At 34.4% G+C, this 18846-nt stretch carries 17 protein-coding genes; 13 read left to right on the top strand and 4 right to left on the bottom strand.

What is annotated here, in order from left to right; all coding sequences use genetic code 11:
* Window position 1: 1 nt before the first annotated feature.
* The 4 genes from hslV to C6H25_RS00595 are packed head-to-tail and all read left to right on the top strand — an operon-like array spanning window position 2 to window position 3805.
* Entirely contained in the window at window positions 2–544 is a 543-nt protein-coding gene (gene hslV, locus C6H25_RS00610) for an ATP-dependent protease subunit HslV (protein ID WP_104747557.1), read from the top strand.
* On the top strand, window positions 544–1875 hold the full coding sequence (gene hslU / locus C6H25_RS00605) for an HslU--HslV peptidase ATPase subunit (protein ID WP_104747556.1): 1332 nt from the start codon (window positions 544–546) through the stop codon (window positions 1873–1875). The genes hslV and hslU overlap by 1 nt, the downstream gene beginning before the upstream one ends.
* Window positions 1875–2777, top strand: coding sequence for a GTPase Era (gene era / locus C6H25_RS00600; RefSeq protein WP_199768902.1), 903 nt, complete (start codon window positions 1875–1877; stop codon window positions 2775–2777). Before hslU ends, era begins: the two co-directional genes overlap by 1 nt.
* A gap of 32 nt (window positions 2778–2809) precedes the next feature.
* Window positions 2810–3805: a L,D-transpeptidase family protein gene (locus tag C6H25_RS00595; RefSeq protein WP_104747554.1), complete on the top strand. Its 996-nt coding sequence runs from the start codon at window positions 2810–2812 to the stop codon at window positions 3803–3805.
* A gap of 54 nt (window positions 3806–3859) precedes the next feature.
* Here C6H25_RS00595 and murI read toward each other — a convergent pair whose 3' ends face one another.
* Window positions 3860–4627, bottom strand: coding sequence for a glutamate racemase (gene murI, locus C6H25_RS00590; protein ID WP_104747553.1), 768 nt, complete (start codon window positions 4625–4627; stop codon window positions 3860–3862).
* 26 nt (window positions 4628–4653) lie between these two features.
* Complete coding sequence (rho, locus tag C6H25_RS00585; protein WP_104747552.1) at window positions 4654–5970, bottom strand: transcription termination factor Rho; 1317 nt, start codon at window positions 5968–5970, stop codon at window positions 4654–4656.
* A gap of 384 nt (window positions 5971–6354) precedes the next feature.
* Here rho and rpmE point away from each other — a divergent pair, with 384 nt between their 5' ends.
* Genes rpmE through C6H25_RS00560 form a run of 5 tightly spaced genes read left to right on the top strand, consistent with a single transcriptional unit; the run spans window position 6355 to window position 9938 of the window.
* A complete protein-coding gene (gene rpmE / locus C6H25_RS00580; protein ID WP_104747551.1) occupies window positions 6355–6558 on the top strand; it encodes a 50S ribosomal protein L31 in 204 nt (67 codons plus the stop codon).
* Between the two features lie 27 nt (window positions 6559–6585).
* Window positions 6586–7446, top strand: coding sequence for a 16S rRNA (cytidine(1402)-2'-O)-methyltransferase (gene rsmI / locus C6H25_RS00575; RefSeq protein ID WP_104747550.1), 861 nt, complete (start codon window positions 6586–6588; stop codon window positions 7444–7446).
* A 27-nt stretch (window positions 7447–7473) separates the two neighbouring features.
* Window positions 7474–8157: a 23S rRNA (guanosine(2251)-2'-O)-methyltransferase RlmB gene (gene rlmB / locus C6H25_RS00570; protein WP_104747549.1), complete on the top strand. Its 684-nt coding sequence runs from the start codon at window positions 7474–7476 to the stop codon at window positions 8155–8157.
* Window positions 8158–8169: 12 nt separating this feature from the next.
* A complete protein-coding gene (locus tag C6H25_RS00565; protein WP_104747548.1) occupies window positions 8170–9111 on the top strand; it encodes a sialidase in 942 nt (313 codons plus the stop codon).
* Window positions 9108–9938: a hypothetical protein gene (locus tag C6H25_RS00560; RefSeq protein ID WP_104747547.1), complete on the top strand. Its 831-nt coding sequence runs from the start codon at window positions 9108–9110 to the stop codon at window positions 9936–9938. Before C6H25_RS00565 ends, C6H25_RS00560 begins: the two co-directional genes overlap by 4 nt.
* 463 nt (window positions 9939–10401) lie before the next feature.
* Here C6H25_RS00560 and ligA read toward each other — a convergent pair whose 3' ends face one another.
* A complete protein-coding gene (ligA, locus tag C6H25_RS00555; RefSeq protein ID WP_104747546.1) occupies window positions 10402–12360 on the bottom strand; it encodes an NAD-dependent DNA ligase LigA in 1959 nt (652 codons plus the stop codon).
* A gap of 45 nt (window positions 12361–12405) precedes the next feature.
* Window positions 12406–14832 carry a TonB-dependent receptor domain-containing protein gene (locus tag C6H25_RS00550; RefSeq protein ID WP_104747545.1) on the bottom strand — a complete coding sequence of 809 codons (2427 nt, stop codon included), beginning with the start codon at window positions 14830–14832 and terminating at the stop codon, window positions 12406–12408.
* Between the two features lie 221 nt (window positions 14833–15053).
* Here C6H25_RS00550 and C6H25_RS00545 point away from each other — a divergent pair, with 221 nt between their 5' ends.
* The 4 genes from C6H25_RS00545 to C6H25_RS00530 all read left to right on the top strand — a co-directional run.
* Window positions 15054–15989 carry a chemotaxis protein gene (locus tag C6H25_RS00545; protein WP_104747544.1) on the top strand — a complete coding sequence of 312 codons (936 nt, stop codon included), beginning with the start codon at window positions 15054–15056 and terminating at the stop codon, window positions 15987–15989.
* Between the two features lie 35 nt (window positions 15990–16024).
* On the top strand, window positions 16025–17764 hold the full coding sequence (gene aspS / locus C6H25_RS00540) for an aspartate--tRNA ligase (RefSeq protein ID WP_104747543.1): 1740 nt from the start codon (window positions 16025–16027) through the stop codon (window positions 17762–17764).
* Window positions 17765–17784: 20 nt separating this feature from the next.
* On the top strand, window positions 17785–18357 hold the full coding sequence (locus C6H25_RS00535; protein ID WP_104747542.1) for an adenylate kinase: 573 nt from the start codon (window positions 17785–17787) through the stop codon (window positions 18355–18357).
* Window positions 18358–18846: glycosyltransferase family 25 protein (locus tag C6H25_RS00530; RefSeq protein ID WP_199768901.1), on the top strand; the 489-nt coding region annotated here is incomplete at its 3' end.

The raw sequence follows: 18846 nt of genomic DNA, 5'->3' as shown, positions 1-18846 counted from the left end.
AATGTTTGAAGCGACAACGATTTTAGGTTATAGAGGGGAGATTGATGGCAAGAAATTTGCTATCATTGGGGGCGATGGACAAGTTACTTTAGGTAATTGTGTAGTCAAAGCTAATGCGACTAAAATTAGAAGCTTGTATCATAATCAAGTTTTAAGTGGGTTTGCTGGAAGCACCGCTGATGCCTTTAGTTTGTTTGATATGTTTGAACGCATTTTAGAGAGTAAAAAAGGGGATTTATTTAAAAGTGTGGTGGATTTTAGCAAAGAATGGCGTAAGGATAAGTATTTACGCCGTTTGGAAGCGATGATGATAGTGCTTGATTTGGAGCATATTTTTATCTTAAGTGGCATGGGCGATGTTTTAGAAGCACAAGATAACAAGATTGCTGCTATTGGAAGTGGAGGAAATTATGCTTTGAGTGCGGCTAGGGCTTTAGATAGTTTCGCCCACTTAGAGCCTAAAAAACTCGTAGAAGAATCCTTAAAAATTGCAGGGAATCTCTGCATTTACACAAACACTAATATCAAAATTTTGGAGCTTTGATGTCTAAATTAAATATGACCCCAAGAGAAATTGTCGCCTATTTAGATGAATACATTATTGAGCAAAAGGAAGCTAAGAAGTTTATCGCTATTGCTCTAAGAAACCGCTATAGGCGTTTGCAGCTTGAGAAATCCTTACAAGAAGAAATCACGCCTAAAAATATTTTAATGATTGGTTCTACTGGTGTGGGTAAAACAGAAATCGCAAGAAGAATGGCAAAAATTATGAAACTCCCTTTTGTGAAAGTAGAAGCGAGTAAATACACTGAAGTAGGTTTTGTAGGGCGTGATGTGGAATCTATGGTAAGAGATTTAGTCAATAATAGCGTTCTTTTAGTAGAAAATGAGCATAAAGAAAAATTAAGAGATAAAATTGAAGAGGCTGTTGTAGAAAAAATTGCTAAAAAACTTTTGCCCCCCTTACCTAATGGAGTGAGCGAAGAAAAAAAACAAGAATATAAGAATAGTCTTCTAAAAATGCAACAAAGAATCGCACAAGGCGAGTTGGATAATCAAGAAATTGAAATTGAGGTGCGTAAAAAAAGCGTAGAAATTGATTCAAATGTGCCGCCTGAGATTTTAAAAGTTCAAGAAAACTTGATTAAGGTTTTTCATAAGGAACAAGATAGAATTAAAAAAACTTTAAGCATCAAAGAGGCTAAAGAAGCTTTAAAAGCAGAAATTAGCGATACGCTTTTAGATAATGATGCTATCAAATTAGAAGGCTTGAAGCGTGCAGAAAATTCGGGGGTAATTTTTATTGATGAAATTGATAAAATCGCTATAAGTTCTAAAGAAGGCACTCGTCAAGACCCAAGTAAAGAGGGAGTTCAAAGGGATTTATTACCCATTGTAGAAGGCAGTGTGGTTAATACTAAGTATGGTGCTATTAAAACAGAGCATATTTTATTTATTGCAGCAGGGGCATTCCATCTCTCTAAGCCAAGCGATTTGATTCCTGAATTACAAGGGCGTTTTCCTTTAAGGGTGGAGTTAGAGAGTTTAACCGAAGAAATTATGTATATGATTTTAACTCAAACTAAAACATCTATTGTCAAGCAATATCAAGCCCTTTTAAAAGTAGAAGGCGTAGAAATTGTTTTTGAAGATGATGCGATTAAAGAATTAGCCAAACTTTCTTATAACGCTAATCAAAAAAGCGAAGACATAGGGGCTAGAAGGTTGCACACCACTATTGAAAAAGTTCTAGAAGATATTAGTTTTGAGGCTGAAAATTATTCTGGGCAAAGGATTGCTATCACTAAAGAGTTAGTTCAATCAAAGTTAGAGGATTTAGTGGCTGATGAGAATTTAGTGAAGTATATTTTATAATGAAAACTAAAACAGGCTTTGTAGCTCTTGTAGGCAAACCAAATGCTGGGAAAAGCACTCTTTTAAATACTTTACTTAATGTTAATTTAGCTTTAGTTTCACATAAGGCTAATGCGACAAGAAAGCTAATGAAATGTATTGTGCCTTTTGAAGATAAAGAAGGCTATCATAATCAAATTATTTTTTTAGACACACCAGGGCTTCATCATCAAGAAAAATTACTTAATCAATGCATGCTTTCTAGTGCTTTAAAAGCGATGAATGATTGTGAATTATGCGTTTTTTTAGCATCTATACATGATGATTTAAAGGGCTATGAAGAGTTTTTGAATTTGTGTAAAAAACCCCATATCCTTGCTTTAAGTAAGATTGATACAGCAACTCACAAGCAAGTTTTAAAAAAATTACAAGATTATCAAAGATATGCATCGCAATTTCTATCTCTTGTGCCATTGAGTGCGAAAAAATCTCAAAATTTAAACACGCTTTTAGAATGTATTAGTAAGTATTTAAGTCCTAGTGAATGGCTTTTTGAAGAAGATTTAATGAGCGATGAAAAAATGCGTGATATTTATAAGGAAATTATTAGGGAGAGTTTGTTTAAATTTTTGAGCGATGAAATTCCTTATGAAAGCGATGTTATTATAGATAAATTCATAGAAGAAGAGCGAATAGACAGGGTGTATGCACACATTATCGTAGAAAAAGAAAGTCAAAAAAAAATTGTTATCGGTAAAGGGGGGATTAATATTAAAAGAATAGGCACAAACGCACGATTAAAAATGCAAGAATTAGGCGAAAAAAAAGTTTTTTTAAACTTACAAGTGATAGCTCAAAAATCATGGAGTAAGGAAGAGAAGAGTTTGCAAAAACTAGGTTATATCCATGCGTTTGAGAAATAAAAATAAAATAATCTATTATTAAAGGAACAATAATGAAAAAAATGCTTTTTTGTTTGACTTTAGGGGGTGCATGCTTGTTGAATGCCAATGGGCGTTTGCTAGAGGTTATTCATCTTTATCAAAAGCATGGCTTACAAGCAGTTGGTAAAAAGCTTGATTCGTATTTAGAAGACAAGTCTTTTTGGATGGACGAACTAAAAGATAAAGACACTGATTTTGGTTATTATGAAAACAAGCAGTTTTTATTTGTGGCAGACAAGTCTAAGCCTAGCTTAAGACTTTATGAAGTCCATAATAACATGCTAAAAAAGATTAATGACTCTAAGGCTCTTGTAGGCTCTAAAAAAGGTGATAAAGCGATAGAGGGTGATTTAGCCACGCCTATTGGGGTGTATCGTATCACACAGAAATTAGAGCATTTAGACCAATATTATGGCCCTCTAGCTTTTGTAACTAATTACCCTAATTTGTATGACACGATTAAAAAACGCACAGGGCATGGCATTTGGGTGCATGGAATGCCCTTAAATGGCGATAGGAACGATTTGAATACTAAGGGTTGTATTGCGATTGAAAATCAAATTTTAAGCTCTTATGATAATTTATTGAAAGGCAACAAGGCTCTTTTGATTACTTATGAAGATAAGTTTTTGCCTAGCACCAAAGGGGAATTAGCTACTATTTTAAGCTCTCTCTATCAATGGAGAGATGCTTGGGTTAAGGGGGATTTTGAACATTATATAAGCTATTATGATAAAGACTTCACTCGCTATGATGGTATGAAAATCAATGCTTTTAAAGAATATAAAAAGCGTGTGTTCGCTAAGAATGAAAAAAAAGAAATTATATTCTTTTCTATCAATGTTATCCCTTATCCTAATTCTGAAAATAAGCGTTTGTTTTATGTGGTATTTGACCAAGATTATAAAGCGTTTAAGGATTCAAAAGTTTCTTATGCCTCTAATGCTAGAAAAGAATTGTATGTAGAGATTAAAGATAATGAGATGTCTATCTTAGTAGAAAAGTGAGAAAAATCTTAAGATTTTCTTTCGCCTTTTCTAAAAAATATAAAAGATAGAATATCAAGCTTTAAGCCAAATTTTGGCTTGCTTTTCTAGCCATTTAACATCGCCACTAGCAAAAAATTCTATTTTAGGAAATTCATATAAATTTTTTTTAAGGTCATGTTGATGTTCTAAATATTGCACAATAGCATCACCAGAATGAATGAGTAGGGGGGGGTGTGAAAGAGTAAAATGTTCCATAAAATAGCTCTCAATTTTTTTGGCTATCAAAGGAAAATGCGTACAACCTAAAATAATTGCTCTCGGTAAAACGCTTAATGGAGCAAAATAGTAATGCATGCACGTTTCTAAAAGCTCACCCTCTAAGATATTTTCCTCAATCAAAGGCACAAAAAGAGAAGTGGCTAAATGAGAAACATTAGAATAACCTTGTTGTTTTAGGGCATAATCATAAGCGTTAGACTGAATGGTAGCTTTTGTCCCTAGCACTAAAATAGGAGCGTTTTTATCTTTAACTTGTTGTTTGATAGCTAAAATGCTTGGCTCAATCACGCCTATAATAGGGATTTTTGAATGCTCTTGCATTTTCTTTAAAGCTAAAGCACTCGCTGTGTTGCATGCCACAATCAATAGCTCAATCTTGTGTGGCTTGAAAAAATCCAAAGCTTCTAAGCCAAATTGTTTGATAGTTGTAGGGTCTTTAGTGCCATAAGGCACTCTAGCAGTATCGCCATAATAGATAATTTCATTAAAAAGTTGAGCTTTTAAAAGACTTTTTAAAACGCTAAAACCACCCACACCACTATCAAAAACGCCTATTTTCATTATGCTATTTTTAGTTCAATAAGATTTTATTTTTCATTCATTAAATGTAAAAATTCTTCATTATCCTTGGTTTGTTGCATTTTAGAATATACAAAACTTAAGGCTTCTACATCATCCATTTGCTGCATCACATTTCTTAACACCCAAACTTTAGTTAAACGCTCTTTGCCAAGCAAAATATTATCTTTTCTTGTGCCTGATTTTAAAATATCAAAGGCTGGATAAATGCGTCTATCCGCAATGTTTCTAGCTAAGACAATTTCGCTATTTCCAGTGCCTTTAAATTCCTCAAAAATCACTTCGTCCATTCTAGAGCCCGTTTCAATCAATGCGGTGGCGATAATGGTTAGGCTTCCGCCTTCTTCAATATTTCTTGCGGCTCCAAAAAAGCGCTTGGGTCTGTGCAAGGCGTTGGCATCTACGCCCCCACTTAAGACCTTACCACTTGAAGGGGTTACAGCATTATAGGCTCTTGCTAAACGAGTGATAGAATCTAATAAAATCACGACATCTTTACCCATTTCTACTCTTCTTTTAGCTCTTTCTAGCACTAATTCAGCGATTCTTATGTGATTGTTTGCAGGCAAATCAAAAGTGGAGCTAAAGACTTGACCCTTAACACTTCGTTGCATGTCCGTTACTTCTTCAGGGCGTTCATCTACTAAAAGGATAATAAGCTCTACTTCAGGATGATTAGAAGTAATGCCTTGAGCGAGTTCTTTCATGAGTTCTGTTTTACCAGTTCTTGGGGGGGCGACAATTAAAGCTCTTTGACCCTTACCAATAGGGCTAAATAAATCTAGCATTCTACCGGTTACTTTAGTAGGCTCGTATTCCAATTTGATTTGTTCATTAGGAAATAGGGGGGTTAGGTTGTCAAATAAAGGACGATTTTTAATCTCATCTAAAGGCAAGTAGTTAACAGCCTCTATCTTTAAGAGTGCGTAATATTTTTCATTTTCTTTAGGTGAACGCACTTGACCAGTTACTATATCACCATTTCTTAAAGCAAAGCGTCTGATTTGAGCAGGACTTACATAAGCGTCATTATGTCCATCTGAAAAGCTCCCATCAAATCCCCTTAAAAACCCATACCCATCGTTCATGATTTCTAAAATACCGGTAAAAAGAATGTATCCACCTTGAGTTACTTGGGTTTTTAAAATTTCAAACATCAAATCTTGGCGTTTAAATTCTTGGGGGTTTTCTACTTTGAGTTTGTTAGCGATTTCTAAAAGCTTTTCAGTAGGATAGGTGCGTAAATCTTCAATGCGATACCCACTTACTGGCGTGTGTGTTTTGACTTTATGCGAACCCTTATGGGTTGGAGTTTGTTCGTTCATGTTAAGTTTATTTCCTTCAAAGTTAAATAATAAAGAGTTTTCGCAATGGCTAATACCGATGAAATATTCAAAAACAAGGCATTTCTAAATTTTAATATTGTAAAGATAATCAAAATATACCAAGTGGTTTATTTCCACATAGAAGTCATAATGATTTTGTCATGCTATCATAAAACTTTTACAAAAGTCAAATAATCTAAAGCTCTTTCGCTCACACAATCAAATGAAAATGTCTAATCGCTCAAATTTGAACTAAAAATGGTATAATCCAAAACTTAAAGTTTTAAAAACAGCACTATCTTAAAAATATTTTGATTTTAGGCAGTAGTGTTGTTTTATAATATAGTGCTTTAGATTTTAATTTTCTCTTAAGGAATACAACCAATGAAAAAAGGAATCCATCCAGAATATGTCCCTTGCAAGGTAACTTGTGTAACTAGTGGTAAAGAAATTGAGGTGTTAAGCACCAAATCTGAAATGCGTATTGATATTTCTAGTTTTTGCCACCCTTTCTATACCGGCAGTGATAAAATTGCTGATACCGCAGGAAGAGTAGAGAAGTTTAAGCAACGCTACAATTTGAAGTAACTCTTTGTAAAAAAGCGTGGCTTTTTTGTGCTGTATTTTTTGCCCACTCCTATAGGCAATCTATCTGACATTACGCTACGCACTTTGGAAGTTTTAGAAAGGTGCGAGTGTTTGTTGTGTGAAGACACAAGAGTCAGCAAGAGATTGTTGCACTTGCTCGCACAAAACCCCATTATTTGTAATTCTTTTCCTAAGATTGCCACTAAAAAGAGAGAGTTTATTGCTTTTCATTCGCATAATGACCAAGAATTTTTAGAGCAAGTGGAGCTTTCTTTTTTTGAAAGAGAAATTGCCGTAATGAGCGATGCGGGCATGCCAAGTCTAAGTGACCCATGCATGAGTTTGGTAGCTTATGCTTTGAAACATAACATTAAATATGATGTTTTACCTGGGGCTAATGCACTCATTACAGCGTTTTGTGCGAGCGGATTTTTAGAGGGGCGGTTTTTCTATGCAGGATTTTTACCCCATAAGAGCAAAGAAAGGCGTTTAAGAATTGCTAAGATTTTAAATGTTTTAGCGTTTTTAGAAGAGAAAACTCCTGTTGTTTTTTACGAAAGTCCGCACAGATTGCTAGAGACTTTAAAAGATTTAACAGATTTAGCCGATGGCATGCACTTGTTTGTTGCTAAGGAGCTTACAAAACTCCATCAGCAATATTATTTTGGAGAAGTTTCCAAAGTAGCTACGCAGTTGCAAAAGTGCAATATTCAAGGGGAGTGGGTCTTGGTGCTTTTAAATAAAAAAGATATTGAGCCTATTTTAGGGTTATCTAGCTTGCTAGAGTTGGATTTGCCCCCCAAAATTAAGGCTAAAATTGAGGCGGTTATGACGCATAAAAACGCTAAAGAACTTTACCAGCGGCGTTTGTTAGAGCAAAATAAATAGATGTAAGGTGTTAAAAAAGGGTTTAATATGCAAGCGGTTATTTATGGTAAGCAGGTTATTTCACATGTTCTAAACTCCCATAAAGAAAAGTTGCAAGAAATCTATCTTTCTAAAGAGATAGACAAGAAACTTTTTTTTGCCCTTAAAAAAGCATGCCCAAATATCATTAAAGTGGATAATAAAAAAGCACAAGCCCTTGCTAAGGGGGGGAATCATCAAGGGGTTTTAGCCAAAGTAGAAATGCCTTTGGCATCTTCATTAAAAGAAATCAAAAAAGGCGAAAAGCTTTTAGTGCTTTGTGGTATTACTGATGTGGGTAATATCGGAGGGATTTTTAGGAGTGCGTATTGCTTAGGAATGGATGGCATTATCTTAGACTTTGCTAGAGAATTTGCTTATGAAGGAATTGTGCGTTCAAGTCTAGGGCTTATGTATGATTTGCCTTTTAGTATTGTGCCTAATACACTAGATTTAATCAATGAATTAAAAACGAGTGGTTTTTTATGTTTAGGTGCTAGTATGCAAGGCTCTAGCCAAACAGAAAATTTAGACCAAGAAAAATGTGCTCTTTTTTTGGGGAGCGAACATGAAGGGTTGTCAAAAAAAATTCTTGCTAAAATGGATGCAGTATTAAGGATAAAAATGCGACGAGATTTTGATTCGCTCAATGTGAGTGTGGCAGCAGGAATCTTAATGGATAAAATCAATTAGGTGGTAAATTGAATGCAACAACAAGAAAATGCCCAACAAGACACTTTGGAAAACTTAGAAAATTCTAATGAGATTTTTAATATCTCTAAAAATAATGCTAATTTAGAAGAAATGCGTCATACCCTAGATAAAAACTTGCAAATTTTAAAAGATATTGGCGTTCAAGAGATTTCTAAAACCACCAAACTCTCTTCAACCAATATAAGCCATTTATTAGAAAAGCGTTATGAATCTTTATCAAGGGTGCATGCTAAGGGGTTTATACAAATTTTAGAGAGAGAATATAAAGTAGATTTAAGTGCTTGGATGAAAGAGTATGATAGAATTTGTGTGTTTAAAAGCGATGTGAAAACATATTCTTTTAACCAAGAAACAAGCACTAAAGATAATGTTAGCACCCATAAAATTGAGCTAGATTATAATATTAATCAAGCCAACCCTCTCTCATCTAAAAAACCATCAAAATTAAAATGGTTGATTTTATTGGGCGTCGCAATCATTCTTATTTGTGCTATTACTATGCACAACCATAATGAACATGCTCAAACTAATCATACTCAAGAAAATAATCCCCCTCAAACAACTTTAAAAATAAGCCCCACAGAAACAAACGCTAAAGACGATACTAGCACCTCAAAAAGCTCTCAAAGTCCTAAAGAAAGCATAAAAGAAGAGCCTGAAATTATTTATATTACTCCTAAAAGAGATATTTGGGTAGAAGTAATTGATTTAGATGATAGAGCTAATTCTTTTCAAAAAACTCTCAAAGAAACTTATTTGTTAGAGACTAATAAGCATCGTTTGTTACTACGCTTTGGGCATGGGAATTTTTCGTTAAAATTAGGCGAAGAATCACGAGCTTACAACGATAATAAAACCAAGCGTTTTTCTTATGAGCCTCAAAAAGGCTTAGAATTAATTAATGATCGCCAATACAAAAAGCTCCAGCAATGATTTATAAACATCTTTTTTTAGTCCTTATGATAGGGGGGGCTTTTTTAAAAGCAGATTCTTTAGACCTTAGGGCTAAAAGTTTAATGGGGGAGCGAGCTTATCAAATCAACAAGCACTTCTTGGAACGCTTGTTTAAAAATCGTAATACTTATTATAAATCAGGTCAAGTAGATTTAATCAAATTGCTTAATACCTTAAAAGAAAACGGGCTTTTATCGCTTAGTTTTGATAAACCAAGCGTTTTAAAAGTTACTTTTAAGGCTCAAAGCAACCCTATTTTATTTGCCAAAAGCATTAATAGTTCTTTAAACATGATGGGATATTCGTATGTTCTACCGATTAAAATGCAAAGCTCTTCTGGGGCAAGCACCTTTTCTTATGAGATTAAAACCGAATATGTTTTAGACCCTAATATTTTAATTGATACGATGAAAAAACATGGCTTTAATTTTATGGATATTAGGCGAGTGTCTCTAAAAGAATGGGAATATGATTTTGCTTTAGAGAATGCTAAGTTGCCAAATGCAAAAGCTATTTTTGTAGGTAGTGAGCCTATAGAATTAAAAGAGGCGAGCGGAAAGTATTGGCTAAGTGTCAATCAAAACGCCCGTTTAAGCATACATTCTAGTAGTCCTTTATGGCAACCAAAAGTTGTTTTTTATGACCGCAACCTTAAAATCATTCAGGTTATCGCCGAAAAAAATAAGACAAAAGAAATCGCTATCAATCTGCTTGATGGCGTGCGTTTTATTCAAATTACCGATGCAAGAAATCCTATCATTTTAAAAAATGGCATTAGTGTGGTTTATGGTGTGATACAAGAGTAGTAGAGGTGAGATAGGGCGATAGTGCCAGATTTATTGAAATTTAATATAAAAATGGTTTTGTTGAATTAGATGAGGAATTTGTGAATCTTTCATATTTTTGGGAAAGGAGTAAAAAACCGAAGGTAACCAAGGATTATTTTTAAAAACTCTTGTGGGATTACATGGGTTAAATCATAGAAAGTTATTAGAATTAGCTAGGAATGATTATTGTGTTTCTATTGCAAAGTTAGAGTGTGGTGTAAACCTTAGTGAGAGAAAATTCAAATCTAACTTAATAGTAAAACAATCACCAAAAAGCTAGGAACAACACCTATATTTTTATTGAAGCACGCTTGTCAGCGAGAGAGTGATTATTTGGTTTAATTAATGAGTTTATTTTGGATGTAGCTACACTTAAAATTAAGCTTAGGAATAAAAGGAATCTATAATAAAAAATGACAAAGACCAAGAAAAAAGTCTTTTTTTATGGCTTAAGTTTTTCTAGCAATTCTTCTTCATTCAAAATAGTAATACCATGTTTTTGTGCTAGAGCCAGTTTTGAGCCAGCGTTTTCTCCAGCGATGAGAAAATTAGTTTTAGCGCTCACACTTGAGGCAATTTTTGCCCCTAAGTTTTCTAGTATTTGAGTGTATTCTTGCCTTGGTTTAGAAAGTGTGCCAGTTATTACAACGGTTTTATTATTAAAAATAGAATGGTTTAAAGTCTCTATTTTTTCTTCAACAATAGGGTTTAACAAGTCAAATAAGGCTTGAATAAATTCCTTATTGCTTGCATAAAAATTTACTAAAGAATGTGCCATTTCAACCCCAAATCCTTCTATCTCTAAAAACTCTTCTTCGCTTTTTTCTAAGATATTCAAACCATATTTGGCTAGAGTTTTACTCGCTCCCTTACCGATATGCTCAATCCCTAAAGCATTGATTAAACGCCATAAGGGTGGGTTTTTGCTCTCATTAATGGCATCTAGTAGATTTTGAGCCTTTTTGATTTTAAATTTGTCTAGTTGCATTAAATCGTCTAATTTTAAAGTATATAAGTCTAGGGCATTAAGAATAAGCTTTTCTTCAAAAAGTTGCTCTATGACTTTATCGCCTAAGCCTTGAATATTTAGGGCATCCTTAGAAGCAAAATGAATCAAGCTTTCTTTAAGTCTTGCGGAACAATTAATGTTTTGACAATAAGTAAAAATCTCTTCACATAAAAGCTCATGCGAACATATGGGGCAATGTGTAGGGCGAATAATGGGGTGTTGTGAGCCATTCCTGTAATGCTCTAAAGGTTTGATAATTTTAGGAATCACATCGCCACTTCTGATGACTACAACCATATCATTAAGCATAATATTCTTTTTTTCAATTTCAGAATAATTGTGTAAAGTCGCTTTAGTAATCTTTGCCCCAGCAATTTCTACAGGCTCTAAAAGAGCTACTGGAGTTATGGCCCCACTACGCCCCACTTGGTTAATCACTTCTAAAATCTTGGTGTGTTTTTCTAGGGCTGGAAATTTATAAGCACAAGCAAATTTAGGGGATTTTTGGGTATAGCCTAGCTCATTTTGTGTGCTTAGTTCATCAATAACGATAACCATGCCATCTAAAAGGGCAAAAAAATCATCTCTTTTTTTAATCAGCGTGTGATAGCTTTGTTCTATCTCTTCGTGGTTTTTATTTAAGCTTAAATATTCAATCGCACTAAAACCTAAGGAAACAATAAAATCTAAGCATTCCTTAAAGCTTAGGAAATTTAAAGAATGTTTACCCACACCCCAGGGAATAAATTGCAATTTGCGTTTTTTAGTGATACTACTATCAAGCTGTCTCAAACTTCCTGCGGCGGCATTTCTAGGGTTAGCAAATAAAACTTCATTAGATTCTAAGCGTTCTTGATTTAAGGTTTCAAAATCATCTTTAGAAATAATCACTTCGCCCCTAATTTCTATCTTTTCATCATAAGAAATAATATGGGGAATGTTAGCGATATTTTTTGCATTCATTGTAACTAACTCCCCTTCTAAGCCATTGCCCCTAGTGGTCGCACTCACTAATTTGCCCTTATTGTATAAAAGATTTAAAGAAACCCCATCAAGTTTGGGCGAACACACAAATTTGGTGTTAGGATAGACTTTTAAAATGCGATTAAGCCAAGTTTGTAATTCGCTATTATCAAACACATCATCTAAGCTCCACATTCGCATTAAATGAGAATTTTTACTAAACTGATTTAATGTAGTAGCCCCAACTTTTTGGGTAGGGGAATTAGCCTGAATTAAAGTAGGATTTTTTTCTTCATAATCTTTTAATTCTTTATAGAGTTCATCATAAGTAGCATCGCTTACTAAGGGTTCATTGAGATTGTAATAATGGTGTGATAATGTGTTTAAATATTCAATTCTTTCTAAATATTCTTTTTGGCTTTTTATCATGGTAACGCCCTTATAAAACTTGAAATAGGGCGTTATTATAGTGGTTTAAAACTTATAGGCTACTTCAAAGCGTGCATTAAACCCTGGTTCTGCCATGCCTATTGCGTATTTATCTTGGTTAGGCTCATCAGGACTCATTACGGGGCTTGCTTGATTGACATATTGTTTATTAAAGATATTGTTAAAAACTAAATTCACGCTCAAACCCTGATATTTCTTTTGTGTGGGCTTGTAGGTTACAAAGAAACTGCTAATGCCATAGCCTGGTTTATGCACATGGAAAATGCCGGGTTTTTTAGCACAATTGCTAGGTCGTCTGTCAATATCTGTAGGGCCATTACGATAAGGGCTATAAGCACAATAATCTAAATTAGTAACAAAGCGTGAAAGCCAAGTAAAACTAAGACCAGCACGAGGAATTGTATAACTTGCCGTCAAAATAAATACATTGCCCGTAGTAGCTGCTAATTCGTATACATCAGCTAACATATGACCTTTTATGCTAGGCCATGAACGCCCCACACTTAGCCCCAAAGAAAATCCCTTGTATTTACCTGTTCCAGAGACTTCATATCCGGGAATATAAATAATATCTTTAATGTTAGTAACATAAAGAGTTGAAGTGAATTTATTGATGTAGTTTGAAAGTAATTGCGTAAAGCCTGCAGCTCTAAAATCAAAATACTCGCTATTGTATTCAATATTAAATTCAAAATTTTGACCAATTTCTGGTTTTAAATGTTTGTCGTATCGTAAATTATCTTGACGCATCCATACTAGGCCCACCGGTAAAGGCCCTCTAGTAACATATGCATAGGAGAGTCTAAAATTTAAGTTTTTTAAAGGCGAAACAATCAAAGCTGTGCTAGGGCTAAAGCCTTGAGTTACATGTAATTGCCAGTCTTTATCTACGAAAGTATAGACATCATAACGAGTTCCAGCACCCAAAGTTACCATGGGGTGTAGAGTATAGTTAGCTTGAGCATAGACCCCTATAACATTAGCCGTTTCGCCATTTCTTTGACAATGTCCACTCATATTAGGGTCATTAGGACCTGTTACTTGCTTACACGCATTAGGGGCATCTCCTGGTTTGACTAATTCACTTTTAGGAATAGCACTATCAAAAGTCGTTAAATTTTGGTAATTCAAGCCGTATTCAAAAAGATTTTCGCTATTATGATTGAGAGTGTGAGAAACATTAACATTCGCACCGGCATTAACAATATTTAAATCTTTTTTAGCTACCACAGAGCCACCTCCAAGGTTTCTAAAACTAATAGAGCAAGTTTGAGTCATAGCATTATAAATACCACCTTGTGCAACACATAGGTTTGAATCATCATTTTGTGTATTTGGTGCGGTATAATCGATGGTCTTAGCAATATCATTTGGAGAAAAAAGTGGATTGATTTTGACATTTCTAACACTTCCATACGCATCAATTTTTAATTTGGGGTCATTAAAGCTAGTTCCTCCTTCTCTTTCATAGGCTAAACTAATGTTATTTACCATATTAACGCTATCGGTTTTAAAAAGCCTTGCATCATTTTCAAACAAACATTTTCCTACTTCATTACGCTTAGAATAATCATTAAAATCATCGCAACTATAAGGCAAGAAAGTTCCTGTGAAATTCGCCCTCAAAGGTCTTTTAGCATTATCTCTTGTTAGGTTATAGCTTAAAGTAAGTGTATCTCTATCGCTTAAATAAGCGTTTGCTTTGACCAAGACATTGTTTTGTTCGCTTGGAGAGCCTGAAACTTTATCATTTTCTGTAGGGTTAAAAAGATTTTTCATAGCATTATTGCCATCTCTATAATAAAATATATTTTGATGTGTGTAATACAATAATATATCAAAATATTCGTTTTGATAAGCTCCGGTAATATTTTCTCTATCTCCAAAATTAGTATAAAAACTTGTTGCTCCGCTAACAGCGTAATTTTTACCCTTAGGGATAAAATCTCTCGCACTTTTAGTTTCCATTTTAATCGCCCCAATTAAGGCCATAGGTCCTGCACTAGCTTGTGCAGCTCCTTTAGTAACAATAACTTCTTTTAACATGCCCGGGTCAATCACGGTATTACCTTGATGCCCATAGCTTGCTCCCATTTGAGCTGCTCCATCTATGGTTACTCTAGCAAGTCTATCTTCAATGCCACGCACATAGATTTTTTGTGCCATTAAACTCCCACCACCTACATTGATATTGGGGTTTCTTCTAAACATGTCGCTGATTTGATTAGCCTGTCTTCTTTCTAATTCTTTAATAGATACATGAGTTTGATTATTATAGTTAAAGATTCTTTGAGCTTGGGTAGTAACTTTACCTAAAGTATGTGATTTTTTATTTTTGCTATTTTTATCATCTTCTTTGGCCTCTGCTAAATCAAAAGTTCCAAATAAAGCCAAAAGAAAAGATAATGATAAGTTTGTAGTTTTATTTAGTCGTGTTGGTATATATTGCATAATCAATCTCCAAAAAAAATAAAAAATAAAATTAAAAAATATTTTATTATTGTAATCAACAAAATATTAATTTTTTATTAAACTAAGCATTTATATTTTTGTTAAGATTAATGAATAGTTAATAAAGCAATTTGGTATAAATTTTTAATATTCATATGCAAAGTATAAGGTATTACATTGTAGAATTGCAGTCAAATATTTGTGATGACTAAGGGAATTGAATGGATGTCCAAAAAACAACTTCATTGCATTTGAATAATGAGGCTCAGTTTTTGTGTTTCAAATTAGATGAGGGCGAAGACGCTCAGCTCTATGGCATGAATATCTTTAAGATTAGAGAAATTATTCATTACGATGGGGAGCTTACAGAGACTATTGGAGGGGCTGAGGGCATGATGCTTGGATTCCTTATGGTTAGAGGAGAGTCTATTCCACTCGTAGATGTAAGAAGATGGTTGCATTATGATAGTAATTTTTCAGAGCGTTCATTAAAAGAGTATGGTATTTCTGATAAAGAAAAGTTGGTCATAGTGTGTCATTTTTCTAATCATTTGGTAGCTATGCGAGTCTTAAAGATTGAAAGTATTGTGCATAAAAGTTGGACAGAGATTAGCACAGGTGATAAGCAAGGGATTGATATAAGCGGAAAGGTTACAGCCATCACTCGCTTTGATAGTGAGAGGGTTATGCAAATCTTAGATGTAGAAAAGATGGTGAATGATATTTTTCCAACTATGAGAGACTTAGATGAATTAGATTTGCGTTGTGTTGAGGCAATTAAAAGTCAAAAAATGATTTTAATTGCTGAGGATTCTCAAGTCGCACTTAAAACTTTAGAAAAAATTGTGCAAACTCTAAACTTGAACTATTTAGCTTTTTCAAATGGAAAAGAGTTGCTAGACTATTTATATGAAAATGATAATTATAAAAAAGTTGGCGTTGTAATTACAGACTTAGAAATGCCTGTAACTTCAGGGTTTGAAGTGCTAAAAACCATTAAAGCTGATGGGAGAACTGAACTTATTCCTGTGATTATTAATTCATCTATGAGTAGCGATTCTAATCGCCAATTAGCCCAATCGTTGGAGGCAGATGGTTTTGTGGTAAAATCTAACGCTCTTGAAATCCATGAAATGCTTAAAAGAGCACTTTCATAACATTTAAATTATATATTAAAATAAAGGAGTAACAAATGCGGAGTCATTTATGTGCAGAAATTAGCGAAAAAGATATTGATAAAAGTGTCAAAATCGCTGGATGGTGCAACACCTATAGAGACCATGGGGGTGTAATCTTTATTGATTTAAGAGATAAAAGCGGTTTAGTGCAATTAGTGTGTGACCCTAGCTCTAAAGCTTATGAGAAAGCTTTAGAAGTGCGTAATGAATTTGTGCTAGTAGCCAAAGGAAAGGTGCGTTTAAGAGGAGAGGGACTAGAAAATCCTAAGCTAAAAACCGGAAAAATTGAAATTGTTTTAGAAGATTTAATCATTGAAAATAGGAGCGCTACTCCACCCATTGAAATTGGCGATAAAAGTGTAAATGAAGATTTGCGTTTAAAATACCGCTATTTGGATTTACGCTCTAAGGAGTCTTATGAAGTCTTTAAATTACGCAGTGATGTAGCTCTAGCTACTCGTAATGTTTTAGCTCAAAAAGGCTTTTTAGAGATTGAAACACCTATTTTATCTAAGACTACCCCAGAGGGTGCAAGAGATTATTTAGTGCCAAGTCGTGTGCATGATGGCGAATTTTTTGCACTGCCCCAAAGTCCGCAATTATTCAAGCAACTTCTAATGGTAGGGGGAATGGATAGGTATTTTCAAATCGCTCGTTGTTTTAGAGATGAAGATTTGAGAGCGGACAGACAGCCAGAATTTACGCAAATTGATGCAGAAATGAGTTTTTGTGATGAAAATGATGTTATGGGTGTGGTAGAAGATTTATTGCAAGAGATTTTTAAAGTAGCAGGGCATTCTATCTCTACACCTTTTAAACGCATGCCTTATAGTGAGGCTATGGAAAAATATGGGAGCGATAAACCGGATTTGCGTTTTGAGTTGCCCTTAGTGGAAGTAGGGGATTGTTTTATGGATAGCTCAAGCCCTATTTTTTCTAGCATTGCACAAGATAATAAATTCAAACGCATTAAAGCTTTGAATGTCAAGGGGGCTGATGAAAAGTTTAGTCGTAGCGTAATGAAAGAAATGTTTGACTTTGTGTGTAAATTTGGAGCTCAAGGCTTGGCGTATTTACAAATTAGAGACAATGAGATTAAAGGGCCTTTAGTTAAGTATTTAAGCGAACAAGGGCTTAAGACGATTTTAGAGAGAGTTAACGCACAAGTTGGGGATATTATCTTTTTTGGAGCAGGGGATAAGAAAATTGTATTAGATTACATGGGGCGCTTACGCTTGAAAGTAGCTGAAATGCTTAATCTCATTGATAAAGATGCCTTGAATTTCTTATGGGTAGTGGATTTTCCTATGTTTGAAAAAATTGATAATGGCTATCACGCTTTACACCACCCCTTTACTATGCCTAAAAATTTAGAGTGTGAGGATTTAGAAGAAATCAATTCTATTGCTTATGATGTGGTGCTTAATGGTGTGGAGCTTGGTGGGGGAAGTATTAGGATTCATAAAGAAGAAATTCAAAAGAAAATCTTTGAGAAACTCAATATTGGCGAAGAGGAGGCACAAAGTAAATTTGGCTTTTTGCTAGAGGCGTTAAAATTTGGTGCACCTCCCCATGGGGGTTTTGCGATAGGTTTTGATAGATTGATTATGCTTATGACTAAATCTAGTAGCATTAGAGATGTGATAGCATTCCCTAAAACGCAAAAAGCCTCATGTTTATTGACCGATGCACCAAGCCCTGCGAGCGAAGAGCAATTAAGAGAATTACATATTCGTTTAAGAAACCCTAAATAAATTTTAAAAAAGGACAACATTTGAAACAACTATTTTTGATTATTGGAGCCCCGGGTAGTGGTAAAACCACCGATGCAGAGATGATTGCCAAAAATAACAGCGAAAAAATCGCTCATTTTTCTACCGGAGACTTATTAAGAGCTGAGAGTGCTAAAAAAACAGAGAGAGGTTTGCTCATTGAGGGTTTTACTTCTAAGGGTGAATTAGTGCCTTTAAATATTGTAGTAGAAACGATTCTTTCAGCCATTAAGAGTTCTAATAAAGAAATCATTTTAATTGATGGCTATCCTAGAAGCGTGGAGCAAATGAATGCTTTAGATAAGGAATTAAACGCTCAAGATGAGGTCGTCTTAAAAAGTGTGATTGAAGTAGAGGTAAGCGAAAGTGTTGCTAAAGAGAGAGTTTTGGGGCGTTCTAGGGGGGCTGATGATAATGAAGTGGTGTTTAATAATCGCATGAGAGTGTTTTTAGACCCCTTAGCTGACATTCAAAACTTCTATAAGGCTAAGAATTTGCATAAAATTATCAATGGTGAAAGAAGCATTGAAGAAATTGTGAGTGAAATGCAAGAATATATTTTAAGGCATAGTTAAATGACACAAGTTTATATCATCTCTTTAAAAGATAGTAAAAGGCGTTTGGATACTGAAAAATTAATCGCTCAAGCCAATATTGATTTTAAAGAGCATTGTCATTTTCAAATCTTTGATGCGATTAGTCCTAAACACAAAGATTTTGAAAAATTAGTCAAAGAACTTTATGATGCTCAAAGTTTGTTAAAATCTGATTGGTTTCATTCGGATGCGTCTCTTGGAAAATTATTGCCTCAAGAATTTGGGTGCTATTTAAGCCATTATTTTTTGTGGCAAGAGTGTGTCAAATTAAATCAACCTATTATTGTTTTAGAAGATGATGTATCCTTAGAGTCCAATTTTATTCAAGCTTTAGAAGATTGTTTGAAAAGTCCTTTTGATTTTGTTAGACTATATGGAGATTATTGGAGACATCATCATACAGATTTAAATGCCTTGCCTATCCATGATGATAGGCTTACCCCCCCCCCCCCCTTCTTTTATACCCCA

The organism is Helicobacter cetorum, assembly GCF_900198405.1.
In the GTDB taxonomy this organism is placed as follows: domain Bacteria; phylum Campylobacterota; class Campylobacteria; order Campylobacterales; family Helicobacteraceae; genus Helicobacter; species Helicobacter cetorum_C.
The sequence above is the reverse complement of the archived record's forward strand: the minus strand, read 5'-3'. Positions and strand labels throughout refer to the sequence as shown.